We start from the raw sequence: 23,768 nt of genomic DNA, 5'->3' as shown, positions 1-23,768 counted from the left end.
GACTCAGGCGCCGGTGAGCAGGCGCTCGGCCTCGTGGTATTTCTCGGCGGTCTTGTCGATGATTTGGGCAGGCAGTTCGGGGCCGGGCGGGGTCTTGTCCCAGTCGAGCGTCTCGAGGTAGTCGCGCACGAACTGTTTGTCGAAGCTGGGCGGACTGATGCCCGGACGGTACTGGTCGGCGGGCCAGAAGCGTGAGGAATCGGGAGTCAGTACCTCGTCAATCAGGTGCAGGTGGCCGTCCTCGTCCAGGCCGAATTCGAACTTGGTGTCTGCGATGATGATGCCGCGTTCGCGGGCATAGGCCGCCGCCTCGTTGTAGATGCGCAGGCTGGTCTCGCGCACCTGCTCGGCCAGTTCGCGCCCCAGCAGATCCACCGTGGCGGCGAAGTCGATGTTCTCGTCGTGCTCGCCCACTGCCGCCTTGGTGGACGGGGTGTAGATGGCCTCGGGCAGGCGGTCGGCCAGTTGCAGGCCGGGTGGCAGTTCGATGCCACAGACCTTTCCTGTCGCCTGGTAGTCCTTCCAGCCCGAGCCGATCAGATAGCCGCGCACGATGGCCTCGACCGGCAGCGGGCGCAGCCTGCGCACGATCATGGTGCGGTCGCCCAGACGCTCGCGGGTGGCCGCTTCGGGGAGCACCTCGCTCAGATCGTCATCCAGCAGGTGGTTGGGGATCAGCGGCTGCATGCGCCGGAACCAGAATTTCGCCACCCGGGTCAGTACCTCGCCCTTGCCGGGGATGGGCTGGGGCAGCACCACGTCGAAGGCCGACAGGCGGTCGGTGGTGACGATCAGCATGCGCTGCTCGTCGATGGCGTAGATGTCGCGCACCTTGCCGCGGTGCAGCAGTTCCAGCTCGGGCAGGTCGGTTTCGAAAAGGGCGTTCATGGTGTTCCCCGCGGATCGGACAGGCGCTGATTATAGGGGACCGGGCGGCAGCCGGGTGAGCTGTGAGCGATTCCGATGGATTTTTCCATGAATCCAAGTAAAATAGTCAACTATTCAGACCTACGATCAGCAATAGTGTCCGGTCGGCCGCCGGCACGAGGACAGCAAAGATGAGTGAAGACAAGCAAGCCGCAGAGGACAAGCGCGAGGCCCTGGTGCAGATCACCCAGGCGGTAATGCGCCTGATGGACGCCTGGGAACTGAACATCCAGCAGATGCAGGCCTTGCTGCTGCTGCCCTCGAATGTGCGCGCGCGAGCCTTCCAGAAATACCGCGACGGCAAGGACGTGCTGCCCGACGATGCGGACGTGCTGCGCCGCGCCAGCTATCTGTTGCGCATCGCCGATGCCCTGCGTACGACCTATCCGCGCAATCCGCGCATGTCCGGCCGCTGGATCAAGCAGGCCCACCGTCGCTTTGGTCGGCGCTCACCGCTGTCGATCATCCTCGAAGGCGGCGAGGGCGGCATGATTGCCGTACTCTCCGAACTCGACTGCACTTTCTCCTGGGATCTCACCGGTTCGAAAGGCACGTCTTGCCGCCCCGCTGGCAACTCCTAAAGCCGCCGTCCTTCCTGCCGTTAACCTCGCTACAGTCATCGGTCGTCCCGCCCGATATCCAGGGGTGGGCAGGAGTGAGGTATGGACAGGTTGTTTTTCCGGCTGTCGATAAGCCACAGCTTGCACATTGCCTTCGGGTTCATGCTGGCCCTGGTGGTCGGTGTGTCGCTGGTTGGGCTCAATGGATTGCAGGCTACCGAGCGGCGGGTGAATGAGGTGGTCAACCATATCCAGCCGGCTGCAACGGCTGCCCAGGACCTGGTGCGCCAGGTGTATCAGGCCAATGCCGCCCTGGGCCTGTATCTGAAAGTCCGCGAGCCGACCTATCTCGAGCGTTATCGCCAGGCCAACCAGGCACTCGACGCGCGTCTCGCGGCGCTGGAGACGGCCTTGCAGGCGGTTGGCAGCAGCGAACCTGAGCAGCAGCAGGAGATTGCCGACCTCATTCGCCGCTTCCAGGCCTTCGAGCCCCGGATCGTGGCACTGTCCGCCTCGGACGCGGCCAACATGCCGGCACTGGCGATGGCCAGCGAGCGTCTCAATCCGCAGAACATGATTATCTTGCAGACCCTGTCCGAGATGCTGGCCTTGGAGCAGGAAGTGGACAGCGAACTGGCCGAAGAGCTGGCGAACTGGCGTCCGTCCTTCGTCGAACAGTCGCCCGGCCAGTGGGTGCCAGCGGCGCGCGACGTCCCGGCGGCCGACATCCAGGGACGCCTGGGGGTGCTCAACGCCTTGCGTGGCTATCTGGCCAACCGTACTCCGGCCTTCCTGGAAAACCTGAAGATGTATCTCGAGCAGAACCAGACCGCGCTCGACAAGCTGCGGGCCGCCGAGGATCTGCTCACCTTCGAGCAGGCTGACGCCTTCGAACGCCTGCTGGCAGCACGCGAAGCCTATGTGAGTGCGCTCGACGAGGTGCTGGCCCTGCATTCCGGCGATCAGGCCTATCGGGACGTGCACCTGGTGCGTACCGAGCTGGGGCCGCTGGCGGCCAGGTTGTCCGCCCGCCTGCAGGATCTGCTCGATACCCTGGTCGAACGTACCCGTTCGGAGAGCGAGCGTCTGGCCACCGATGTGGGCTCGGCGCGCGACATGATGCTGGTGATCTCGGTCTTCGGTGTGTTGCTCGCCGGTGCCCTGGGCTGGTTGCTGACCCGCTCGATTCGCAGCAAGCTGGAACGTGCGGTCGCTGCCATGCAGGACATCGCCGAAGGCGAGGGGGATCTCACGCGTGAGCTGGACCTGCGCGGCCATGACGAGATGGCGCGCCTGGCCGATGCCTTCAACCGTTTTCTGGGCAAGATCCGCGGCACCGTGATGGCGGTGGCCGAGGCAGTCGATCAACTCTCCGAGGCGGCCCGGCACATGGCCCGGGTGAGCGAGGCGGCGCGTGAGGGCACGGTGGAACAGCAGCGCCAGACCGACGGCGTGGCCGCCTCCACCACCGAGCTGTCGGATGCCGCGCGCAACGTGCTGGAGATGGTCGATCAGGGCAAGCAGGCCTCGTGCGCGGCACGGGCCGCCGCCGGCGAGAGTGATGCCACCTTGCAGGCCACCCAGGCCGCAATGGATCGCCTGGCCGCCGACGTGGAACGGGCCGCCGGGGTGATGAAGGGTCTGGAGCAGGACAGCGAGAGCATCGGCGGGGTGCTGGACGTGATCCGCGGCATTGCCGAACAGACCAACCTGCTGGCGTTGAATGCCGCCATCGAGGCGGCACGCGCGGGTGAACAGGGACGCGGTTTCGCGGTGGTGGCCGACGAGGTGCGTACCCTGGCCAGCCGTACCCAGGAGTCCACTCAGGACATCCAGTCGATGATCGAGCGCCTGCAAGAGGCGGCACGCAATGCCGCCGAGGTGATGCGCGCCAGTACCGGGCATGCCCAGGAGACGGTGGGCCAGGCACGTGCCACGAGCGAGGCGCTGCGCCAGATCAACGAGCAGGTCGAACAGATCGACCAGCTCATCAACCGCATCGCGGGGGCTGCTGGCCAACAGGTGGAATCGGTCGAGCGCATCCGCGAAAACGTGGTCACCATCAGCGGTGTAGCCCAGCGCACCAGCGACGGAGCGGCCGAGCTCGACGAAGGCATCGGCGCCCTGCACGACATCGCTGCACGCCTGCACGGCCTGGTCGGCTCGTTCCGGGTGTAGTCTCCCGACGCGACACTCCGGCATCGCAGGATGGGCAAGGCGCAGCCTGCCCATCCTGTCCCTGAAGGTTCGCGGCGGGGACACCGCGCCTGCTGCAGGAGGCCCGTCCCCGGGCCGGACCTTTCACAGCAAGGACGCCGTTCCCACTTATACACAACACATCGAGGCACCCGTCAGCGCCGGTTAGCCCCAATTGTGCAAGTCTCGCCTCCTGAAAGACCAATAAAACACGGTGTTAAAAGGAATTTTTTCTTTTGCGTGTCGGTCTTGCTCGATCCTGCTTGTGTTGTTCAACAAGTCCCCGTAGATTCCTCCACAGAGTTATCCACAGGTTTGGGGGTATGAGCGTCAAGCATCCGACCTTGACATGGATCGCGATTCTGGTCTTCGGCGCCGGCTTGATCACCGGCGCGCAGGCGGCTGGCCTGCCCACCGCCGAGGAACTGCGTTCCGCTGCCGAGGCCGGTGCTCCCTGGGCACAGCTCAACCTGGGCGCCGCCTACGACCATGGCCTGGCCGGCATGCCACGCGACCCGCGGCAGGCCGTGATCTGGTATCGCCGCGCCGCCGAACAGGGGTTGGCCAAGGCCCAGTTCAACCTGGCCCACTGCCTGGTCACCGGCTGCGATGGCACCACCGACCCTGCCGAGGCCCGTCGGTGGATGCGACGGGCTGCTGAACAGGACATGGCCGACGCCCAGTTTCTCTACGGTGTCATGCTCGCCGAAGGGCTCGGCGGCCCGGTCGACCGCACCGCAGCGCTGCGCTGGCTTCGGCGCGCAGCCCGCTCGGGGCAGGTCGATGCGGCGGACTATCTGGCAAGATTCGAGGACTGAGGGCACTGGGCGGGAGGCATCGCAAGGGACGCTGCCAACCACAAAGTACGCGAAGCGCACAAAGGGCAAGGAGCCGACTGTCAGTCGGCACGCCATCGTGCCGGTCGTGGTCCTGCATCAGCAGTCCAGTCTTGGTGTGCTTTGTGCCCTTGGTGGTTTTATTTTCTGCGCACGTCCGCGCAACTCCCCCGTAAGTCGCAATGGTTCCTGTTCCCGTCGCCCGCTATAATCGCGCCCCCTTTCCCCTGCCCCCGGTATTCCCCGTGATCCAGAATCTGCGCAACATCGCCATCATCGCCCACGTCGACCATGGCAAGACCACCCTGGTGGATGAGCTGCTCAAGCAGTCCGGCACGCTCGGCGAGCGTTTCGGTGAGGTGGAGCGGGTGATGGATTCCAACGACCAGGAGCGGGAGCGGGGGATCACCATCCTCTCCAAGAACACCGCGATCGACTGGAACGATTACCGAATCAACATCGTCGACACGCCGGGACACGCCGATTTCGGCGGCGAGGTGGAGCGGGTGCTGTCGATGGTCGATTCGGTGCTGTTGCTGGTGGACGCGCAGGAAGGCCCCATGCCGCAGACCCGCTTCGTCACCCAGAAGGCCTTTCAGCACGGGCTGCGGCCCATCGTGGTGGTGAACAAGATCGACAAGCCCGGCGCACGCCCGGACTGGGTGATCGACCAGGTGTTCGAGCTGTTCGACAACCTGGGCGCCTCGGACGAACAACTGGATTTCCCCATCGTCTATGCTTCGGCGATCAACGGATACGCCTCGCTGGACGACAGCGTGCGCGAGGGTGACATGACGCCGCTGTTCGAGGCCATCGTCGAGCACTGCCCGGCGCCGCAGGTGGACCCGGATGCCCCGTTCCAGATGCAGGTTTCCAACCTCGATTACAGCAGTTACGTGGGGGCGATCGCGGTCGGCCGTATCCGTCACGGCACGGTGCGGCCCAACCAGGTGGTCACGGTGGTCAAGCCCGATGGTTCCACGTACAAGGCCAAGATCGGGCTGGTCTACGGCTACCTGGGGTTGGAGCGGAACGAGGTGGCCGAGGCCAGTGCCGGGGACATCATCGCCATCACCGGCATCGAGGCACCGAATGTCTCCGACACCCTGTGCGACCCGGAACACGTCGAGGCGCTGCCGCCGTTGAGCGTGGACGAGCCGACGGTGTCCATGACCTTCCAGGTCAACAGCTCGCCCTTCGCCGGGCGTGAAGGCAAGTACCTGACCTCGCGCCAGCTCAAGGAGCGGCTCGAGCGCGAGTTGATCCACAACGTGGCGTTGCGCGTCGAGGAGGGCACCGACCCGGAGAAGTTCAAGGTCTCCGGGCGCGGCGAGCTGCACCTGTCGGTGCTGATCGAGACCATGCGCCGCGAGGGGTTCGAGCTGGCCGTCTCGCGTCCCGAGGTGATCTTCCGCGAGATCGACGGCGAGGTCTGCGAGCCCTACGAGCAGGTCACCTTGGACGTCGAGGAGCAACACCAGGGGGCGGTGATGGAGGCGCTGGGCGAGCGCAAGGGAGAGTTGCGCGACATGGTCCCCGACGGCAAGGGCCGGGTGCGTCTGGACTACATCGTGCCTTCGCGCGGCCTGATCGGCTTCCAGACCGACTTCATGACCATGACCTCGGGTACCGGCCTGATCTACCACGTGTTCGATCATTACGGTCCGGCGCAGTCCGGCGGCATTGCCAAGCGCAAGAACGGGGTGCTGATCTCCAACGGCCAGGGCAAGGCGCTGGGCTATGCCCTGTTCAATCTGCAGGAGCGCGGGCGCCTGTTCGCCTCTCCGGGCGACGAGGTCTACGAGGGTCAGATCATCGGCATCCATTCGCGGGAGAACGACCTGGTGGTCAATCCGCTCAAGGGCAAGCAGCTGACCAATGTCCGCGCCGCCGGCAAGGACGACGCCATCACGCTCACCCCGCCCATCCCGTTCACCCTGGAGATGGCGCTGGAATTCATCGAGGATGACGAACTGGTGGAGGTCACCCCGAGTGCCATCCGCCTGCGCAAGAAGCTGCTCAAGGAGCACGAGCGCAAACGCGCCAATCGCGGCTGAGGGGCTTCAGGAGCCTCTGATTACTCAGCCCACGCACCATTCGCACTGCTGCGGCAGATCGTCTTCGTTGCCGATCGGCGACAGCACGCTGCCACGCAGGAGATTGGGCCGGAACACGGTGCAGCCTTTCAGTTGCAGACGATCGGCCTCGCGGTAGAGGGCGGCGAAGTCTGCAAAGGGCGTGTCGGGCGCTGCGTTGATGGTCTTGGCGATGGACTGGTCCACCAGCGGTTGCAAGGCCGCCTGCATGCGCAGGTGATCCAGCGGGCCGATATCGGCGGCGGCAACGAAGGCCGGTGGCAGGCCTTCGTTGCCAGCGTCGTGCCAGGCGCGCACTGCCGCGTCCTCGATCTCGAAGGTCTCGACCTGCCCGGCGTTCAGCCGCACCTCGCGGCGCATGCGCGCGGCGAACACCGGCTCAAGCCCGCTGGAGACGTTGCCCGCCAGCAGGCTGATGCTGCCGGCCGGGGCGATTGCCAGCAGGTGGCTGTTGCGCAGACCGTGACGGGTGATCGCCCCTTGCAGCGTTGCAGGAAGGGTGCGGACGAAGGGGCGTTCGGCCAGGCGCTCGTTGTCGCAGCGTGGGAAGGCCCCCTTCTCGCGTGCCAGTTCCACCGAGGCGGTATAGGCCGCGTCGCGGAGGGTCCGCAGCGCCGCAGCCGCCTGGGCACGCGCGGCCTTTGCTTCCTCGCGCTGGGCCTCGAGCGGGTAGCGCGAGGCGTCGATCACGTCATCGAGCAGGCGCACCGCGGTGGGCACCGCCGCTGCCAGCGCTTCCAGGTCGAGGTGCGCCTCGGGTGTGAAGGGTCGGCGCACGAATCGGGTCAGGTCGAAGGAGCCGAGGTTGCAGGCCCCCCAGGGTGGCAGTGGCACCTCGCCGCAGGGATTGGTGGCACTGATGCGTTCGCGCCAGCCCAGGTTGTTCAGGCGGTTGATGCGGTCGATGAACAGCACCCCGGGTTCGGCGGTCTCCCAGGCGTTGCGCATCATTTTTTCCCACAGGGCGCGTGCACGAACAGTGCGCAGCACACGGCAGGGCCGGGGCGAGAGGTCGCCGCTCCAGGCGCGCTGGATGCACTTGCCGTCGTCTTCGATGGCCTCGGCGGGGAACACCAGTGGCCAGTCTGCGTCCGCGTCCACGGCGCGCAGGAAATCTTCGCTCACCAGCACCGACAGGTTGAAACAGGACAGCGCCCCGGGTTGGTGCTTGGCCTCGATGAAGGCCTCGATATCGGGATGGTCACAGCGCAGGCAGGCCATCATGGCGCCGCGCCGAGCGCCTTGCGAGAGCACGGTGCCGCACATCGCATCCCACACGCGCATGAAGGACAGCGGTCCGGTGGCGATGCCGGCAGCGCTGCGTGTACGCGTGCCGGCCGGTCGCAGGGTGGAGAAGTCGTAGCCCACGCCGCCACCCTGCTGCATGGTCAGGGCGCCTTCCTTGAGGGCCTGGAAGATGCCGTCCATGGCGTCCTCGATGCGTCCCATGACAAAGCAATTGAACAGGGTGACATGGCGCGCTGTGCCCGCCCCGGCGAGGATGCGCCCGCCGGGCAGGAAACGGCCGTCGTGCAGCAGGGCCTCGAAGCGGGCAGCCCAGCTCGCCGCGTCGCCTTCCACCGCTGCCAGGGCGTGCGCCACCCGCCGCCGGCTGTCCGCCAGCACGCGTTCGCCGGGTTGTCGGTACTTGGCCGTCCACACGGCTTGTGCCAGTGCATCCATGCCGCCAAGTATGGCTCAGTCGGCGGTGCTCCGTTTGCGAGGGCGCAGCCTTTGCCGTACCTGTTCGATCAGTTCCGGCAGCGAGGTCTCCGGTGTGGGCTGCAGGGTGCGGGGGAGTTCGTCGGGTGCGAGGGGCTGCTGGTTTGCCAGTTGTGAGGTCAGCACCGCCAGGTCGGCCTCGGAGGCGTCTTCCCCCTGATGGTGGCGCGCGCTCACGCGCTCGCGCAGTAGCGTTTCGGGCACCTGTGGAGAGACGATGCACCAGGGCAGGCCGCGTGCCTCGGCCAGCTGCTCGAAGGGCTCGCGCCAGCTTCGCGCGAGAAAGGTCGCGTCCACGATCACGCGCAGCCCGGCATCGAGCAGGGCCTCGGTCTTCTGCAGCAGGGTCGCCAGGGTGCGGCGGCTGGCCTCGGGGGTGTAGATGTCGGTGCCGTTGCGGCGGCTGTCGTCCTGCGCTCCCAGCCCGAACAGGCGCTTGCGTTCCACGTCCGAGCGCAGGCGCACTGTGCCCAGGTCTTCGAGCAGGGCCTGTGAGAGGTGGGTCTTGCCGCTGCCGGAGACGCCGTGCATGAGTACCAGTGCCGGGCGGCCGGGACGCGAGAGGGCGTCGGCCAGCGCCAGCAGGTCGCGTGTGGGCGTGAAGTCGTCGTCCGCCTGGCGTGCGCGGATGGCCGCGATCTTGGCGCGCACCATGGCGCGGTAGGCCAGGTAGTAGGACCAGGCGGCCAGACCGGCATGATCGCCGGTGTGGGTCAGCCAGCGGTCGAGCAGGCGCCAGGCCAGTGCGCTTTGGCCGCGGTGGTGCAGGTCCATGGCGAGGAAGGCCAGTTCGTTGACCGGGTCGATAAAGCGCAGCCCCGGATCGAACTCGATGGCGTCGAAGATCAGCGGGGCCTCGTTCATCCAGGCGATGTTGCCCAGGTGCAGGTCGCCATGGCATTCGCGGATGTGGCCGGCCTCGCGGCGTGCGCTGAAATGGGGTTCCAGGCGTTCCCCCAGGCGCTGCAGCCGGGGCTCCAGCACGTCGAGCAGGGCGCGCGAACTGGGCGGTGGATCGAGCCGGCGCAGGGCCGCGAAATTGCCCTCGACCGGTGCGCGCACCGCGGCGGGCGTGCCGTAGTCGCTCTCCGGCGGCGCCTTCGGGATGTCCCGGTGAAAATGCGCCAGGCAATCGGCGATGGCGTCGATCTGCGCCGGGGCGATCTCGTGCGCGCGGTCCAGGGTGGCGTCGGCATCGAAGGCGCGCATCTGTACCGCCCACTCCAGTATCGGCCCTTCGCCACCGAAGCGCGGGGACTCGGGCGTGCCGGTTATCGGCACCACCCCGAGATAGATGTCCGGGGCCAGGCGACGGTTCAGGCGGATTTCTTCCTCGCAGAAGAGGCGGCGCTGGTCGAGCCGGGAGAAGTCGAGAAAGCCCAGGTCCAGCGGCTTCTTCAGTTTCCAGGCGTACCTGTCGTGAAGGATCACCCAGGAGATGTGCGTCTCGATCAGGCGCGCGCCGGGCAGGCCCGCAAGCAGACCGGCGATCAGTGGTGGCTGTGCATTTCCTTGCATGTCCCTGACTATTCCAGAAGTGGCGCGGTGCGGCAATGACGCCTGCGGGTAGGAGGCCCGTCCCCGGGCCGAATCGTGGCGGATCATTCTCCGCGCAGGGCCTCGACAGGATCGAGACGGGCGGCGCGCAGCGCGGGCAGGACCCCGGCGAGCAGGCCGATGCCGAGAGCGACACCCAGCGACAGCCCGACATAGGGCCAGCTGATGTGCACCGGCAGGGCGGGGATCAGCCAGCCGATGGCGAGCGCGCCACCCAGCCCCAGGCCGACGCCGCTCAGACCGCCGAGCATGCCGAGCACCAGGGCCTCGCCCAGAAACAGGCCCAGTACCTGTCCCTGACTGGCGCCCAGTGCGCGCAACAGGCCGATCTCGGCGACCCGTTCGTTGACCGAGATGGTCATGATGGTGAGCACGCCGATACCACCCACCGCGAGCGAGATCGCGCCCAGCGCCGCCACCGCCAGGGTCAGCACGTCGAGCACCGAGCCGAGCACTTCGAGCATCTGGTCCTGGGTGGTGAGGGTGAAGTCCTCGTGCCCGTGGCGTTGCAGCAGCAACTGGTGGATGCGTTCGACCACCTTGGTGACGGGTTCCTCGGCGCGGTAGAGCACGTCGATCTCCATCAGGCCTTCGCGGTCGAACAGGGCCAGGGCGCGGCCGACCGGAATGTAGACGCTGTCGTCCAGGTCGAAGCCCAGCATCTGCCCCTTGGGCTGCATGCCGCCGATCACGCGGTAGGTCTCGCCGCCGATACGTACCCGCTCGCCCAGTGGGGAGTGGTTGCCGAACAGTTCGCGCCGCAGTTTGCTGCCCAGCACCGCGAAGGCCCGGGCATGGCGGGGCTCGTCGCGCGGCAGGAAGCGGCCGATGGTCGGGCGGATGCGCCAGACCTCGGGCACGTCCGGCCCGGTGCCGAACACCCAGACGCGGCGGCTGCGCCCCTGCCATTCCACCGCGGCATTGCCCTGCACCAGTGGCACTACGGCGCGTACCTCCGGCAGGCGTTCGATGGCGCGGGCGTCTTCCAGGCTGAGCGGGCGGGTGCTGCCGATCACCGCCGCCGACAGGCCGAAGGTCTGGGTCTTGCCCGGAGTGACCGCCAGCAGATGGGTGCCGAACTGGGTGAATTCCGCGAGCACGAAGCGCTGGATGCCCTCGCCGATGGCGGTCAGCAGTACCACCGAGGCGATGCCCACCGCGATGCCCAGGCCGGTGAGCAGGCTGCGCAGGCGCTGTGCGCGGATGGCACCGCCGGTCAGCCGCAGCAGATCGGTGGTTCGCATCTCAGCGCCCCGCCAGCGCCTGCACCGGATCGAGGCGGGCGGCACGACGTGCCGGCAGCACCCCGAACAGCAGGCCACAGCCCAGGGCCACCGCCACTGCCGCCAGCGGTGCCCATAGTGGCGGTTGCAGGGGAAAGTCGGGGAACAGGTGGCGCATCAGCAGCAGCCCGACTCCGGAGATCAGCAGACCGCCGAGTGCGCCGAGCGCGGCCAGCAGCAACGCCTCGATCAGGAACAGGCGCATCACCAGCCTGCCCGGGCTGCCCAGGGCCTTGAGCAGGCCGATCTCGGGCACCCGCTGGGAGACAGCGACCAGCATCACGTTCATGATCAGGATGCCGGCCACGGCCAGGCTGATGCCGGCGATGCCGCCCACCGTCCAGGTCAGGGCGCCGAGGATGCGGTCGAAAGTGCCCAGCACCGCGTCCTGGCTGATCAGGGTCACGTCTTCCTCGCCGTCGTGGTGGTTGCGCAGGGTGGACAAGGCATCGCGACGCGCCTGTGCCATGGCGCCCTTGCCACGTGCCTGGATGAGGATGCGGAACAGTGAGGCGGTGTCGAACAGCTGCATGGCCGAGGCCACCGGCACCAGCGCCATGTCGCCCAGGTCCAGTCCCAGCGACTCGCCGGCCGGCTCGAGCACGCCGATCACCCGGAAGCGGCGGTCTCCGATGCGCACCCACTCGCCCAGGGCGCGTTGCCGGTCGAACAGCGCGGTCGCCAGGCGGGCGCCCAGCACCACCACGTTGAGCTGGCGTTCCGGCGGGATGGCCGGCAGCGGCCGTCCCCGTGCCACGCGGATGCGGCGCACCGGGAAGAAGTCGCGCGTGCTGCCGATGATGGTCACCTCGCGTTCGCGGTTGCGCCAGGAGACCGGCGCGGTGCCCAGACTGATGGGGGCGATGCGCAGGATGCTGCGGTGGCGGCGCAGGGCCAGTGCGTCTTCCAGGGTGAGGTCGCGCGGGGTCTCGCCGGACAGCGGCGGCGGGCCGCCGGTGGTCTCGTTGCGTCCCGGCAGCATCACCAGCAGGTCGGTGCCGAGCTGCTCGAACTGGCCGATCACGTAGCGTCGCGCGCCCTCGCCGAGGGCGGTGAGCAGGATCACCGACGCCACGCCGATGCTCATCGCCAGCAGTATGAGCAGGCTGCGCGTGCGCGCGCCGCGCAGGGCATCGAGGGCGAAGCGCAACTGGTCAGACGTGCGCATGGTCACTGTGGATACGGCCGTCGAGCATGCGCACGCGGCGGCGCGCGCGTTCGCCGATGGCCGCATCGTGGGTCACCACCACCAGGGTGATGCCCTCAGCATTGAGACGTTCCAGCAGGGCGATGACCTCGGCGCCGGCGCGCTGATCGAGGTTGCCGGTGGGCTCGTCGGCCAGCAGCAGGGCCGGGCGCATCACCACCGCGCGGCCGGCGCTCCTCCGGCGGCACGCCCGCCAGCACCAGGGGCAGGGCAATGTTCTCGGCAGCGCTGAGCCGGCCGATCAGGTGGAAGGCCTGGAACACGAAGCCGATGCGCTCGCGGCGGATGCGTGCCCGCGCCTCCTCGGGCAGGGTAGTAGTCTCGGTGCCCTCGAAGCAGTAGCTGCCGCTGCTCGGCCGGTCGAGCAGGCCGAGCACATTGAGCAGGGTGGACTTGCCCGAGCCGGATGGCCCCATCACCGACAGGTAGTCACCGGCGGGGATGTTCAGGTCGATGCCGGCCAGGGCGTGCACCGTTTCGTCGCCGACCCGGAAGTGGCGGTCCACCTGGCGTAGTTCGATCCTCACCGCGGCTCGCTCTCCAGCCGCGCCGGCGCACCGTCGGCCAGGCCCTCGCGGTCCAGCGAGGTGACCACCCGTTCGCCCTCGCGCAGACCGTCGCGGATCTCGGTGTAGTCCCAGTTGCCCACCCCCGCGGTCACCTCGCGGCGTTCGAGGATGCCGTCATCGCGCAGCACGAACACGTAACGGTTCTCGACCAGGGCCTCGCTGGGAATGCGCAGCACGTCACGGCGGGTTTCGAACAGGATCTCCACGTCGGCCGAGTAACCGGCCAGCAGCCTGGGCAGGTCATGCACGTCGGTGAAGGCGATCTCCACCTCCACGGTGCGTGCCTGTTTCTCGCGGTCGAGCACATAGTCGGCGATACGGCGTACCTGGCCCGCGAAGCGGCGCTCGCCGAAGGCGTCCAGGGTGATGCGCGCTGGTTGGCCCGGGCGCACCTTGCCCACGTCCACCTCGTCGATGGGGGCACTGACGTAGAAGCAGCGATCGTCGAGCAGGTCGATGGCCGGCGAGGTGGCGATGCCGATCGGCGAGGGGGTGACGTATTCCGCCAGCTCACCGTTGATCTGCGCCACCACGCCGTCGAAGGGCGCCGTGAGGCGGGTCTTGCTCAGCTGTGCCTCGGTTTCGCGTCGTGCCAGGTCGAGCCGGGCGTGCAGGTCGTCGTTCCACAGTTCGAGCAACAGCTGCCCCTGCTTGACCCGTTGCCCCTCGCGCACTGGCAGGCGTACGATCTGCCCACCCGCCGCCGGCGCGGGTGTTGGCCACGGTGCGCTCGACCAGGCTGCGCTCGACGACGGCCGTGGCGACCCGTACCGGTTGCGGCCGGGTGCTCCACCACAGCCAGGTGCCGAGCAGGGCGGTGATCAGGAGGACGGACAACAGGCGCTTGAAGGACTTCATGCGGCTCTCCAGTGTGCGCTTCCAGTATAATGCCGCGTTTCTCTCCTATTCCGACTTTCTCACGCAGGGGCAAGACATGGCGCAATCGGACATCAAGAAGGTGGTCCTGGCCTATTCCGGCGGACTGGATACCTCCATCATCCTCAAGTGGCTGCAGGACGTGTACGACTGCGAGGTGGTGACCTTCACCGCTGATATCGGCCAGGGCGAGGAGGTGGAGCCGGCACGCGCCAAGGCCGAGGCGCTGGGCATCCGCGAGATCTACATCGAGGACCTGCGCGAGGAGTTCGCGCGCGACTACGTCTTCCCCATGTTCCGCGCCAATGCGGTGTACGAGGGAGAGTACCTGCTGGGCACCTCCATTGCCCGCCCGCTGATCGCGAAACGGCTGGTGGAGATCGCCGCCGAGACCGGCGCGGACGCCATCGCCCACGGTGCCACCGGCAAGGGCAACGACCAGGTGCGCTTCGAACTGGGCGCCTATGCGCTGAATCCCGACATCAAGGTGATCGCGCCCTGGCGCGAATGGGATCTGCTCTCGCGCGAGAAGCTGATGGCCTATGCCGAGCAGCACGGCATCCCCATCGATTATGCCAAGCAGGGCAAGAAGTCGCCCTATTCGATGGACGCCAACCTGCTGCACATCTCCTACGAGGGCGGCATCCTCGAAGACCCCTGGGCCGAGCCCGAGGAGGACATGTGGCGCTGGACCGTGGCCCCCGAAAAGGCCCCCGACCAGCCGCAGTACCTGGTACTGGGCTTCGAGCGCGGCGACATCGTGTCCATCGACGGCGAACGCATGAGCCCGGCGCAGGTAATGGCGTATCTCAACCGCGTGGCCGGCAGCCATGGTGTGGGCCGTGACGACATCGTGGAGAACCGCTACGTGGGCATGAAGTCGCGTGGCTGCTACGAGACCCCGGCGGGCACCGTCATGCTCAAGGCGCATCGCGCCATGGAGTCGCTCACCCTCGACCGCGAGGCCGCGCACCTCAAAGACGAGCTGATGCCGCGCTATGCGAGCATCATCTACAATGGCTACTGGTGGAGTCCCGAGCGCGAGGCCCTGCAGGCGCTGATCGACCAGACCCAGCAGACGGTCAACGGCGAGGTGCGCGTCAAGCTGTACAAGGGCAACGTCAGCGTGGTTGGCCGCCGCTCCGAGAGCGACAGCCTGTTCGACGAGTCCATTGCCACCTTCGAGGACGATGCCGGTGCCTACGACCAGAAGGACGCTGCCGGCTTCATCAAGCTCAATGCGCTGCGCCTGCGCGTGGGTGCGCGCAGGCGCAACTGAGTTGCTGCTCGGGAATAAAGCGGGGCTGCTGACGTCAGGCAGTTTCGTACCACGCAACTGCCAAGCCCTCGCTTCTTTGGAGACCGCCATGCACCGTATCGCCCTGATCCTGATCCTCGCCCTTGCGGGCAATGTACTGGCCGGTGTCGAAGGCCCGCCGTTGCGCAAGCAATATCCGCTCGACCGGGTCGCGCCCGGGGTGTACGTGGTGCACGGTCCGCGTGAACTGCCCAATGCCGACAACCAGGGCTTCATGAACAACCCCTCGTTCCTGGTCACCGAGCAGGGCGTGGTGGTGGTCGATCCGGGCGGTACCCTGCAGGCCGGTCGCATGCTGGTCGGCAAGATCCGCGCCACCACCGACAAACCCGTTCTGGCGGTGTTCAACACCCATGTGCACGGCGATCACTGGCTGGGCAATCAGGCCATCGTCGAGGCCTGGCCACAGGCCGTGATCTACGCACACCCGAAGATGATCGAAGAGGCGAAGGCCGGGTGTATGGGCTTGGTGATGTAGTCGACCGCCCCGGCCTCGAACCCTTTTTCCTCTTCCTCGATTTCCGACATGGCGGTGACGAAGATGACGGGTATCCTGGCCGTTTCCGGGTTGGACTTGAGAATGCGGCAGACTTCGTAGCCGTCCATGCCGGGCATCATGACATCGAGGAGAATGAGGTCCGGCTTTATCTTGTTGACGATCTTGAGGGCCAGCTGTCCGCTGGTCGCCGCGCGCACGCTGTAGCGGGATCCCAGGACACCTTGCAGTACGTCGATGTTCTCGGTGGTGTCGTCCACCACGAGGATCGTGGGTTTCGTGGCGGTGTCCTTTATCTCTCAGACAGCCTCGGTGCTCGTTTCCGGCCGTTGGGCTGGTAGCGTGTCGTTCAACCGCTCGAGCAGTTCCAATGCCTTTTCGAAATCGTATCGGCCAACGGCCCTGGAAAGTTCATCCAGCAGTGGAGCGGTGTTGTCGTCGTGGAAGGAAGACGTCAGTGTCTTCACTGTTTTCTGGGCCTCGGTATCGAAGCTTTCCAGCTGCTCCCGCAACTTCTCGAGCAGCTCCCCGGGGGCCTCCAAAGGCGCCGGGGATTCACCTGATTGCGCACCCCGCACAGCTGCCAGCAAGCCGCGAATGTCTTCGAGAACGCCGGTCATCTCCTCGAATAATGCTTCCTTCTCTGGCAATCCCTCCGGGGAAGTGGCCTCGCGCAGCCTTTTCTCGGCGTCCGCGGCCAGTCCATAGAGCCTGGTGGCCCCGATGGTGCCTGCGGAACCCTTCAAGGTGTGCAGGGTGCGCAGGGCCGTCTCCGGGTCGCCGTCTTCCAGGGCCTTTGATGCGATGGCAATGGCGTCGGCCTAGTTGTCGGCGAATTTCTCCAGCACGCGCAGGTAGGTGTCCGTGTTGTGGGCCACCCGTTCGAGACCGGCGGCCGTATCGATGTGCGCCAGTTCTTCGGCAAGGGGTTCCGGGGAGGGATCGGGGGCATGACCGGACATGTCGAATCCCTCTTCCCGGCGCGTCGGCTCGATCCATCTGGCGATCTTGGTGAACATGTCCCGGATGTTGATCGGTTTGCCGATGTGGTCGTTCATGCCGGCGGCCAGGGCCTCGGCAATGTCCGATTTCATGACGTTCGCCGTCATGGCGATGATGGGAAGATGGTTCAGGCGCGGGTTCTCGCGGATCCGGCGGGCGGCCTCGTAGCCGTCCATGACAGGCATCTGGCAGTCCATGAGTACGGCGTCGTAGCGGTTTCTTTCCACCATCTCGATCGCTTCTTCACCGTTTTCGGCCAGATCGACATGAATGCCCGCGTTCGTGAGGAGTTCCAGCGCCAGATCCTTGTTGAATTCGTTGTCCTCCACCAGGAGAATGCGGCTGCCCCGCAATCGGCCGAGCGCCCTCCGGTAATCGCGTTCGTTCACCGAGTCGTTGTCCTGCCGGATGATGCTATGCCCCACGGCCCTGGATATCGCATCGAGGAGTGCCGAGGGCATGATCGGTTTCACCAGGATGTCGCTGGGTTCCAGGCCGTGCTTGTGAAGGGCCCGCCTGAGGCGGTCGGCGCCGTGTGCGGTCATCATCACGACGGCGGGCATCCGCTGGCCCAGGCGCTTCTGTTGTTGTGCATAGAATTCCACCCCGTCGATATCCGCCAGCTGCCAGTCCAGTAGCATCACCTCGTAAGGCGGATCTTCGCCCTCTCCGGTGCTGGCCAGTCGGTCGCCGGCCTCCGCGGCGCCAGACGCGACGTCGGCCTCGATCCCGTGTGCCTGGAGCAGGGACGACAGGATCGTCCGGGCACTGGCGTTGTCGTCTACCACGATGACTTTCAGTCCTTGCAGCTTGTCGGTGGCCAGCGCCGACAGAGAGGCCGATGCGTCCTCCGTACATTCACGCAGCACGACGGTGAAATGGAAGGTGCTGCCCTGGCCGGGCGTGCTCTCCACCCATATGTCGCCGCCCATCAGCTCCACCAGGCGTTTGCTGATCGCCAGGCCAAGTCCGGTACCTCCGTACTTCCGGGTGGTGGAGGTGTCTGCCTGGTTGAAGGATTGAAAGAGGCGGCCTTGTTGTTCCCGGGTGATGCCGATACCTGTGTCCTTGACGGCAAAGTGGAGACGCAGTGTGTCCTCGTCCTTCCGGTCCAGGCGGACGGACACGATGATCTCGCCTCGTTCCGTGAACTTGATGGCATTGCCACACAGATTGAGAAGTACCTGTCCGAGCCGGCCGGGATCGCCAACGAGCGCGCGGGGGACGTCCGGGGCGATGTCGAAGAGCAATTCCAGTCCCTTTTCCGCGGCGCGCAGTTCCAGGACAGAGGTGAGGTTGTTGAATATGTCGTTCAGATGGAACTCGACCTCCTCCATCTCGAGCTTTCCGGCCTCTATCTTCGAGAAGTCCAGGATGTCGTTGATGATGTTCAACAGGGATTCCGCTGATCGATGGATCTTTTCCAGATAGTTGCGCTGCTGGTTGTCGAGATCGGTCTGGAGGGCGAGATGGGACATGCCGATGATGGCATTCATCGGGGTTCGGATCTCGTGGCTCATGTTTGCCAGGAAATGGGATTTTGCGCGGTTTGCCTCCTTTGCCTGCTGAATGGCCGACTTGAGTCGCTGTTCGTTCTGGATGCGTTCGGTGATGTCCTGGAATACGGCGACCGAGCCGGTGACCTGACCCTTCTCTCGCAAGGGGACGACCACGATGGCAATGGGGAAGATGGTGCCGTCCTTGCGGGTGAAGACCTCGGTGTCGGAGCGGAAGGTCTTGCCCTGCTGGATGCTCAGGAAGGCGGGACACTCGTGCGCGGGAATGTGTTGTCCGTTGGCATCCTGGTAATGAATGATGTCGTGCACGTTCTTCCCGTACAGTTCGTCCTTGGACCATCCCAGCAGTCTCTCCGCCTCGGAGTTCAGGAAGATGCACTTGCCATTCCTGCCCAGGACGTACAGCCCTTCGCCCATGGCATCCGTGACCGCCTGGAGGAACTGATGGGCCTTGGAGATCTCCTCCTCCATCTGCTTGCGCCGGGTGATGTCGGTGCGGATGGAGACATACTGGAAGGGTTTTCCGTTCTCGTCCAGGAAGGGGACGATCGTGGAGGCGACCCAGTAATGGCTCCCGTCCTTTGCCTTGTTCTTTATTTCACCGTGCCAGACCTTTCCTCTGGCGATGGTGCGCCACATTTTCCTGAACATCGATCTGGGGTGTTCATTGGACTTGATTATCCGGTGGTTTTTCCCGATCAGTTCCTCGAGGCTGTACTTGCTTATCTTGCAGAAATTGTCATTCGCATAGGTGATGTTGCCCTTGACATCGGTGATGCTCACGATGGCGTGCTGGTCCAGGGCGAACTTCTGGAAATTCAACTGGGTGACGGTCTCCGAGAGCTTGCGTGATGTCACGGTGAGACGGATCATGGAGACCAGTACCCATGCGACCAGCATGCTGGATATCACCAGGAGGGCGCTCTTGTAGCGAGAGGACGTTTTCTCCAGGTGGTCGTATTTCGTCAAGTAGGCATCGGTTATTTCCCTGATTGCGTCGGCGGAGGGTATGGTCTGAATGGCTTTTATGATGTTGTCGACGTGGTCCTTGTAAAGGATCGCGATGTGCGCGTGGGTCAGGAGCATGTTGAAGGCCTTTCTCTCCTTCTCGGGAAAGGCGTTCGAGGGGGCGGGCAGGCTCCAGAGGATCTTTCGGGCCGTGATCCTTGCGTTGAGATCGGCGGTCAGATTGAACTGGAGAATGACGTGTACCAGCTTTTCCAGGTCGGCCTTCAGGACCTCCTTCCCAGGCACGGGGTAGAAACGGGAGAGGAAGTCGTCGACAGCGATCGGCAGGTAGTTCAGCGAGTTCCTGAGTACGGCATGGTGTGATTTGAATTGTTCCACGAGCAGGCGCTTTTCTTCCATCAGGCGCTCGTAGCGGGACAGGTGGGGGGCGATCGTCCCGGTCAGCTCGGGAGGCAGGCGCTGCTTGAATGTCTGTTCCGCAGCGAGCAGGTTGCGCCCGGCTTCGGTGAGGTCGTCGTATGTCGGGATGATTCCCGCCCGGGTCTCCATGAGCGTCTGTTCCAGCAAGGCGTGCCGGTTCTTTATCTCGTTCAGGTCGTGGAGTATTCGCGCGTGTTCGGCAGGATCGACCCCGTGGCTCATGATGTAGAGAAAGGGAATGAGCAGGACGAGTGCCAGGCCGACCGTCCATTGGCTCCTCGTGAGTCGCCATTCCCTGCTCTCGGGCATCATGGACTTGTCTCCGGAAGTCTTCCGGTCAGGGTTTTCAGGAACTTGACGATGAGGTCACGGTCGCGCGGAGGAATCTCACGGCCGAGCTGGTAATAGGCCATCTTGGACACGGCCTCCTCCAGCGTCGGGACCGCACCGTCGTGGAAATAGGGTGCGGTGAGCTCGACGTTTCTCAGGCCGGGGACCTTGAACTCGAAACGATGTTCTTTCAGGCCCGTGACGTTGAAACGTCCGTAGTCCGCGCGCGTGATGTTCCCCCGCTCGGCGAAATAGCCCTGCACGATGCCCATCTTCTCGTACATGTTCCCGCCGACAGCCATGCCCTGGTGACAGGAGGCGCAGCCGTACGACTTGAACAGCAGGTATCCCTTTTTCTCATCGTCGGTGATCGCCTGCTCGTCGCCGTGCAGGAACCGGTCGAACCTCGAGTCCGGTGTGAGCAGGGTGCGTTCGAAGGTTGCGATGGCGTCCTTGATATTCGCTGCATTGATGCCAGTGTCATAGAGTTCTTCGAAGAGCCTGTGATATTCCTTGTCCCGGGACAACTTGGAGACGATTTCTTTCCAGTTGCTGCCCATCTCCTTGGGATTGTGTACCGGTCCATCGATCTGCTCCTCCAGCGTGGCGGCGCGACCGTCCCAGAATTGCGCAATGTTGAGGCTGCTGTTGAGCACGGTCGGGGTGTTGATATCGCCGAGTGTGCCCTTTATGCCGACGGACCTGGGCAGCCCGTCGGTCCCGCCCCGTTTAAGGGGATGGCAACGGGCGCAGGAGACGGTGTTGTCGTGGGACAGGCGTGGATCGTGAAACAGTCTGCGGCCCAGTGCCGCCTTGCGGCGGTCGACGTCGACGATCGCAGGAATGGGGCGTATGGGTTCGTTCCGGTATCTCTTGGCGACGTTCTTCGGTTCGCCGGATAGAGAGACCGTGGCAAGAAGGGGCAGCAAGACCCAAAGGGCCGCTGCCAGGATAAAGGTCCCGCCAGGCCGCTTCCCTGACTCGTGATGGTCTTTGCGCGGGAGGTGATTCATGTGTCGGTAAATTGGCCAGAATGCATGTGCGGAGTCGGCAGGCGTCCCGCGAACTTTAGGGACGGCTCCGAGTCCTGTTTTTCTTTCTCAAGAATCCCGGTGGAGGGCCGATAATCCCGTCAGGTTTTTCCGTGCCACCGGGGCACGAGCTGTTTTGGGGTAATGTCATGCCTGCCGATCTGGAACGAATTCATCGCGAGCGCGAGCGCCTGTTGCGTGTGCATGAAAAGGTATTGAGTCGGGCAGTGGACGTGGTGCGTCATGGCACCCGTGACCCTGGCAAGATTGCGACGCAGATCTCGCAGTCGGTGCTGGACGAGCTGGAGCATGCCCGCGAGCAGCTGGCGCGGCAGGCGAAACGGTTGGTCGAACTGAAACGGATCGCCGAGGATTACGAGGAGCTCAAGCTGCAGTACCGGGTCCTGGAACAGACCAATCAGCGCCTGATGCGCCAGTTGTTGGCGATAGACGATGACCTGGCCGAGCGTGCCGAGCTGCAGCAGATCATCGACATGCAGAAGGATGCCCTGGAGAAGAGCGCGCGTCGGCTACACGAGATGGAGCAGCAGAATCGGATGCACCTGCACAACATCGAGGTGCTGGAAAAGGAAAACGAGCTGGCCCGTGAGCGGGTGCATCATCTGCAGGAGCAGATCCAGTCGCTGCTGCAGGTGCAGGAGCAGCAGAAGCGCGAGATCTCGCGGCTGCGCGCCCAGGCCCGGCAAAAGGAGGTGGCCGCCTTGCAGGCCAACGAGGCCTACGAGGCGTTGAAGGCCGAGTATGAGGCCATGTACGTCAATAGTCCGCTGGCGCGAGGATCAGTCTGAGTTTACCTTTCCTGCCCCCTGCTTGCGGGGGAAAGTCGGCAGGGGACAGGTGCCTGTCCTGATGTTTGCTGCCGCCTGCTTCCCGCACGGGGAGGAACAAGGTTCCGGTTCAGTTCCCTCAGCTGCCTTCTCGATGTGCCGGTGGGCGGCGCTGGTGCCCGGCCTCGTGCAGTTTTTCGAGGTATTTGGTCCAGTACAGCGCCTGCTTGTGGCCCAGATCGTAGAGATAGTCCCAGTCGTATATTCCCGAGTCGTGACCGTCGTCGAACACGATCTTGACCCCGTATTGGCCCACCGGGATCAGCTCGGTGATGTTCACGTCCTGCTTGTCCACCTCGAGTTTTGCCCGTTGTCCCCAGTGGCCGCGCACCTCGGCCGAGGGTGAGTACACGCGCAGGAATTCGGCCGGGTAGTGATAGGTCTGGCCGTCATTGAAGCGGATCTCCAGTTCGTGTGATTGCTGGTGCAGGATGATGTCGGTGGGGCGGATCTGGGTCATGGTCATTCAGTAGATGAGGGGGATCAGTCGCTTGCAATGGCGACAGTAGTCGGCGTAGTCGGTGAACTTTTCGCGCAGGTAGCGCTCCTCGCGCTGCATCTTGCCGAGGACGTCGACCAACAGGACGGGCAGCGAAGCCAGGTTGTACCACGTGCCGTTCCAGGCAGCGATGCCCGCCATGAACAGCAGTAGCGCCAGGTACATAGGGTGACGTACCCAGCGATAAGGTCCGCTGGTGATCAGGCGCGCCTGCTCCAGCGGTTCGGGGTAGATGGCGAAGTTGCCCAGGCGGTTGTGCGCCAGGGCGTAGATTCCGATCAGGCCACCGAGCGCGGACAGCAGCAGCCAGGCCGGTGCTCCCTGCGGACTGCCGTCCCAGGGTACCAGACCGATGCCGATGGCGGTGAATTGCAGGGCAACCAGAAGGTGACTGGCGATGGACTTGCGCATCAGCAGGGGGCTCCCATGTCGCGGGCTCGGCGCACCCGGTCTTCGTTGGATTCGTTGTCAATGCCCCAGCCGGCGAGGTGGCGTCCGATGACGGCAGCCAGCGCCTCGATGTGCGCTGGCCGATCATTCAGACAGGGGATGTATTCGTAGCGTTCCCCGCCGGCTTCCAGGAAGATCTCGCGGTTTTCCATGGCGATCTCTTCCAGGGTCTCCAGGCAGTCGGCGGAAAAGCCGGGGCAGAGTACCTGCACCGATTTCACCCCTTCTCCGGCCAGCTTGTGCAGGGTCTGATCGGTGTAGGGTTGCAGCCATTGTTTGGGTCCCAGCCGCGACTGGAAGCTGAGCGTCCAGGCGTTGTCGCCCAGCTCCAGTGCTTCGGCAAGCAGGCGGGCGGTCTTCTGGCATTCGCAGAAATAGGGGTCGCCCTGCTCGAAGTATTCCTGCGGGATGCCGTGGAAGGACAGCAGCAGCCGTTCGGCCGTGCCGTGCCGCGCGCGGTGTTCACGCACGCTCTCGACCAGTGCGCTGATGTAGGCCGGCTCGTCGTGATAGTGGTTGACGAAACGCAGTTCCGGTAGCCAGCGCCAGCCGCGCAGTTCCTCGGTCACTGCGTCGAACACCGAGGCCGTGGTGGTGGCCGAGTACTGTGGATACAGCGGGAAGACCAGCACGCGGCGCGCTCCCTGTTCGCGCAGCTTCGCCAGACCTTCTCCGATCGATGGCTGGCCGTAGCGCATCGCCAGTTCCACTACCAGGCCGTCGCCGTGATCTCGTGCGAGCCGTTCGCGCAGGGCCTGTTGCTGGCGGCGCGAGATGACCAGCAGCGGCGAGCCTTCTTCGCTCCAGATCTTGCGGTAGGCCTCGGCCGAGCGGCCCGAGCGGGTGTTGAGGATCACCAGGTTGAGCGCCAGCCACCAGGGCAGGTGCGGGGCCTCGACCACCCGCGGGTCCCACAGGAACTCTTTCAGGTAGCGTCGCACCGCCTGCCGGTCCGGGCTGTCCGGGGTCCCCAGGTTGACCAGCAGTACGCCGATGCGCTCGGGTTGGTCATGGCAATGGACGGGCTGGTTCATGCGCGGGTCCGAACAGCAGGGATGC

Annotated in this window: 19 protein-coding genes and 2 pseudogenes; 7 read left to right on the top strand and 14 right to left on the bottom strand. The window is 65.0% G+C overall.

Translation table 11 applies throughout. The features are described 5' to 3' along the window. Positions 1-3: 3 nt before the first annotated feature. On the bottom strand, positions 4-888 hold the full coding sequence (locus tag EBS_RS09790) for a phosphoribosylaminoimidazolesuccinocarboxamide synthase (protein WP_043108483.1): 885 nt from the start codon (positions 886-888) through the stop codon (positions 4-6). A 170-nt stretch (positions 889-1,058) separates the two neighbouring features. Here EBS_RS09790 and EBS_RS09785 point away from each other — a divergent pair, with 170 nt between their 5' ends. The 4 genes from EBS_RS09785 (at position 1,059) to typA (ending at position 6,576) form a co-directional block, all read left to right on the top strand. Then, a complete protein-coding gene (locus EBS_RS09785) occupies positions 1,059-1,508 on the top strand; it encodes an antitoxin Xre/MbcA/ParS toxin-binding domain-containing protein (RefSeq protein WP_043108482.1) in 450 nt (149 codons plus the stop codon). 81 nt (positions 1,509-1,589) lie between these two features. Next, positions 1,590-3,665 (top strand): methyl-accepting chemotaxis protein, encoded by a 2,076-nt coding sequence (locus EBS_RS09780; RefSeq protein ID WP_081999921.1) that lies wholly within the window; start codon positions 1,590-1,592, stop codon positions 3,663-3,665. A 341-nt stretch (positions 3,666-4,006) separates the two neighbouring features. Then, positions 4,007-4,501, top strand: coding sequence for a tetratricopeptide repeat protein (locus tag EBS_RS09775; RefSeq protein ID WP_052199485.1), 495 nt, complete (start codon positions 4,007-4,009; stop codon positions 4,499-4,501). Positions 4,502-4,764: 263 nt separating this feature from the next. Beyond that, positions 4,765-6,576 (top strand): translational GTPase TypA, encoded by a 1,812-nt coding sequence (gene typA / locus EBS_RS09770; RefSeq protein WP_043108480.1) that lies wholly within the window; start codon positions 4,765-4,767, stop codon positions 6,574-6,576. 24 nt (positions 6,577-6,600) lie between these two features. Here typA and EBS_RS09765 read toward each other — a convergent pair whose 3' ends face one another. The 6 genes and pseudogenes from EBS_RS09765 to EBS_RS09740 form a co-directional block, all read right to left on the bottom strand. Next, positions 6,601-8,298 (bottom strand): ribonucleoside-diphosphate reductase, encoded by a 1,698-nt coding sequence (locus EBS_RS09765; protein WP_052199484.1) that lies wholly within the window; start codon positions 8,296-8,298, stop codon positions 6,601-6,603. A 15-nt stretch (positions 8,299-8,313) separates the two neighbouring features. Beyond that, positions 8,314-9,855 carry a bifunctional aminoglycoside phosphotransferase/ATP-binding protein gene (locus EBS_RS09760; RefSeq protein ID WP_052199483.1) on the bottom strand — a complete coding sequence of 514 codons (1,542 nt, stop codon included), beginning with the start codon at positions 9,853-9,855 and terminating at the stop codon, positions 8,314-8,316. Between the two features lie 83 nt (positions 9,856-9,938). Continuing rightward, positions 9,939-11,138, bottom strand: a complete 1,200-nt coding sequence (locus EBS_RS09755; RefSeq protein ID WP_043108479.1) for an ABC transporter permease — start codon at positions 11,136-11,138, stop codon at positions 9,939-9,941. Between the two features lies 1 nt (position 11,139). Then, positions 11,140-12,345 carry an ABC transporter permease gene (locus EBS_RS09750; RefSeq protein ID WP_043108478.1) on the bottom strand — a complete coding sequence of 402 codons (1,206 nt, stop codon included), beginning with the start codon at positions 12,343-12,345 and terminating at the stop codon, positions 11,140-11,142. After that, positions 12,332-12,911, bottom strand: a pseudogene (locus EBS_RS09745) (ABC transporter ATP-binding protein). The gene EBS_RS09750 and the pseudogene EBS_RS09745 overlap by 14 nt, the downstream one beginning before the upstream one ends. Then, positions 12,908-13,627: an efflux RND transporter periplasmic adaptor subunit gene (locus EBS_RS09740; RefSeq protein WP_052199482.1), complete on the bottom strand. Its 720-nt coding sequence runs from the start codon at positions 13,625-13,627 to the stop codon at positions 12,908-12,910. The pseudogene EBS_RS09745 and the gene EBS_RS09740 overlap by 4 nt, the downstream one beginning before the upstream one ends. 260 nt (positions 13,628-13,887) lie before the next feature. Here EBS_RS09740 and EBS_RS09735 point away from each other — a divergent pair, with 260 nt between their 5' ends. Both EBS_RS09735 and EBS_RS14885 read left to right on the top strand, forming a co-directional pair. Further along, positions 13,888-15,108, top strand: a complete 1,221-nt coding sequence (locus tag EBS_RS09735) for an argininosuccinate synthase (protein WP_043108476.1) — start codon at positions 13,888-13,890, stop codon at positions 15,106-15,108. Next, positions 15,020-15,625, top strand: a complete 606-nt coding sequence (locus EBS_RS14885; protein WP_081999920.1) for an MBL fold metallo-hydrolase — start codon at positions 15,020-15,022, stop codon at positions 15,623-15,625. The genes EBS_RS09735 and EBS_RS14885 overlap by 89 nt, the downstream gene beginning before the upstream one ends. Here the strand turns inward: EBS_RS14885 and EBS_RS09725 are convergent. The 4 genes and pseudogenes from EBS_RS09725 to EBS_RS09715 all read right to left on the bottom strand — a co-directional run. After that, a pseudogene (locus EBS_RS09725) lies at positions 15,607-15,939 on the bottom strand (response regulator); the annotation flags it as partial. The gene EBS_RS14885 and the pseudogene EBS_RS09725 sit on opposite strands and share 19 nt — an antisense overlap. Positions 15,940-15,942: 3 nt before the next feature. Next, the gene (locus EBS_RS13075) at positions 15,943-16,449 is read right to left on the bottom strand and encodes an Hpt domain-containing protein (protein WP_269446349.1); all 507 of its coding nucleotides are present in this window, start codon (positions 16,447-16,449) and stop codon (positions 15,943-15,945) included. 15 nt (positions 16,450-16,464) lie between these two features. Beyond that, positions 16,465-19,863 carry a response regulator gene (locus EBS_RS13070; protein ID WP_052199478.1) on the bottom strand — a complete coding sequence of 1,133 codons (3,399 nt, stop codon included), beginning with the start codon at positions 19,861-19,863 and terminating at the stop codon, positions 16,465-16,467. After that, a complete protein-coding gene (locus tag EBS_RS09715; protein ID WP_081999917.1) occupies positions 19,860-20,894 on the bottom strand; it encodes a cytochrome-c peroxidase in 1,035 nt (344 codons plus the stop codon). The genes EBS_RS13070 and EBS_RS09715 overlap by 4 nt, the downstream gene beginning before the upstream one ends. A gap of 167 nt (positions 20,895-21,061) precedes the next feature. On the opposite strand from EBS_RS09715, the gene EBS_RS09710 reads away from it, so the two are divergent. Then, positions 21,062-21,721, top strand: coding sequence for a hypothetical protein (locus EBS_RS09710; protein ID WP_043108473.1), 660 nt, complete (start codon positions 21,062-21,064; stop codon positions 21,719-21,721). Between the two features lie 118 nt (positions 21,722-21,839). Here the strand turns inward: EBS_RS09710 and EBS_RS09705 are convergent, their stop codons facing one another. The 3 genes from EBS_RS09705 to hemH are packed head-to-tail and all read right to left on the bottom strand — an operon-like array spanning position 21,840 to position 23,743. Next, complete coding sequence (locus EBS_RS09705) at positions 21,840-22,226, bottom strand: gamma-butyrobetaine hydroxylase-like domain-containing protein (protein WP_043108472.1); 387 nt, start codon at positions 22,224-22,226, stop codon at positions 21,840-21,842. Then, a complete protein-coding gene (locus tag EBS_RS09700) occupies positions 22,227-22,670 on the bottom strand; it encodes a methyltransferase family protein (protein WP_052199477.1) in 444 nt (147 codons plus the stop codon). Next, positions 22,670-23,743 (bottom strand): ferrochelatase, encoded by a 1,074-nt coding sequence (gene hemH / locus EBS_RS09695; RefSeq protein WP_043108471.1) that lies wholly within the window; start codon positions 23,741-23,743, stop codon positions 22,670-22,672. Before hemH ends, EBS_RS09700 begins: the two co-directional genes overlap by 1 nt. Between the last annotated feature and the right edge of the window lie 25 nt (positions 23,744-23,768).

The sequence above is a fragment of the endosymbiont of unidentified scaly snail isolate Monju genome, assembly GCF_000801295.1.
Classification (GTDB): domain Bacteria; phylum Pseudomonadota; class Gammaproteobacteria; order Chromatiales; family Chromatiaceae; genus MONJU.
Note: the sequence above shows the minus strand (reverse complement) of the source record. Positions and strands in the feature narration are given on the sequence as shown.

What these genes read in the sequence shown, in the direction of transcription:
- EBS_RS09790 (WP_043108483.1), bottom strand. Translation starts at nt 888, where the DNA reads ATGAACGCCCTTTTCGAAACCGACCTGCCCGAGCTGGAACTGCTGCAC.
- EBS_RS09785 (WP_043108482.1), top strand. Translation starts at nt 1,059, where the DNA reads ATGAGTGAAGACAAGCAAGCCGCAGAGGACAAGCGCGAGGCCCTGGTG.
- EBS_RS09780 (WP_081999921.1), top strand. Translation starts at nt 1,590, where the DNA reads ATGGACAGGTTGTTTTTCCGGCTGTCGATAAGCCACAGCTTGCACATT.
- EBS_RS09775 (WP_052199485.1), top strand. Translation starts at nt 4,007, where the DNA reads ATGAGCGTCAAGCATCCGACCTTGACATGGATCGCGATTCTGGTCTTC.
- EBS_RS09765 (WP_052199484.1), bottom strand. Translation starts at nt 8,298, where the DNA reads ATGGATGCACTGGCACAAGCCGTGTGGACGGCCAAGTACCGACAACCC.
- EBS_RS09760 (WP_052199483.1), bottom strand. Translation starts at nt 9,855, where the DNA reads ATGCAAGGAAATGCACAGCCACCACTGATCGCCGGTCTGCTTGCGGGC.
- EBS_RS09755 (WP_043108479.1), bottom strand. Translation starts at nt 11,138, where the DNA reads ATGCGAACCACCGATCTGCTGCGGCTGACCGGCGGTGCCATCCGCGCA.
- EBS_RS09750 (WP_043108478.1), bottom strand. Translation starts at nt 12,345, where the DNA reads ATGCGCACGTCTGACCAGTTGCGCTTCGCCCTCGATGCCCTGCGCGGC.
- EBS_RS09735 (WP_043108476.1), top strand. Translation starts at nt 13,888, where the DNA reads ATGGCGCAATCGGACATCAAGAAGGTGGTCCTGGCCTATTCCGGCGGA.
- EBS_RS14885 (WP_081999920.1), top strand. Translation starts at nt 15,020, where the DNA reads ATGCCGGTGCCTACGACCAGAAGGACGCTGCCGGCTTCATCAAGCTCA.
- EBS_RS13070 (WP_052199478.1), bottom strand. Translation starts at nt 19,863, where the DNA reads ATGATGCCCGAGAGCAGGGAATGGCGACTCACGAGGAGCCAATGGACG.
- EBS_RS09715 (WP_081999917.1), bottom strand. Translation starts at nt 20,894, where the DNA reads ATGAATCACCTCCCGCGCAAAGACCATCACGAGTCAGGGAAGCGGCCT.
- EBS_RS09710 (WP_043108473.1), top strand. Translation starts at nt 21,062, where the DNA reads ATGCCTGCCGATCTGGAACGAATTCATCGCGAGCGCGAGCGCCTGTTG.
- EBS_RS09705 (WP_043108472.1), bottom strand. Translation starts at nt 22,226, where the DNA reads ATGACCATGACCCAGATCCGCCCCACCGACATCATCCTGCACCAGCAA.
- EBS_RS09700 (WP_052199477.1), bottom strand. Translation starts at nt 22,670, where the DNA reads ATGCGCAAGTCCATCGCCAGTCACCTTCTGGTTGCCCTGCAATTCACC.
- hemH (WP_043108471.1), bottom strand. Translation starts at nt 23,743, where the DNA reads ATGAACCAGCCCGTCCATTGCCATGACCAACCCGAGCGCATCGGCGTA.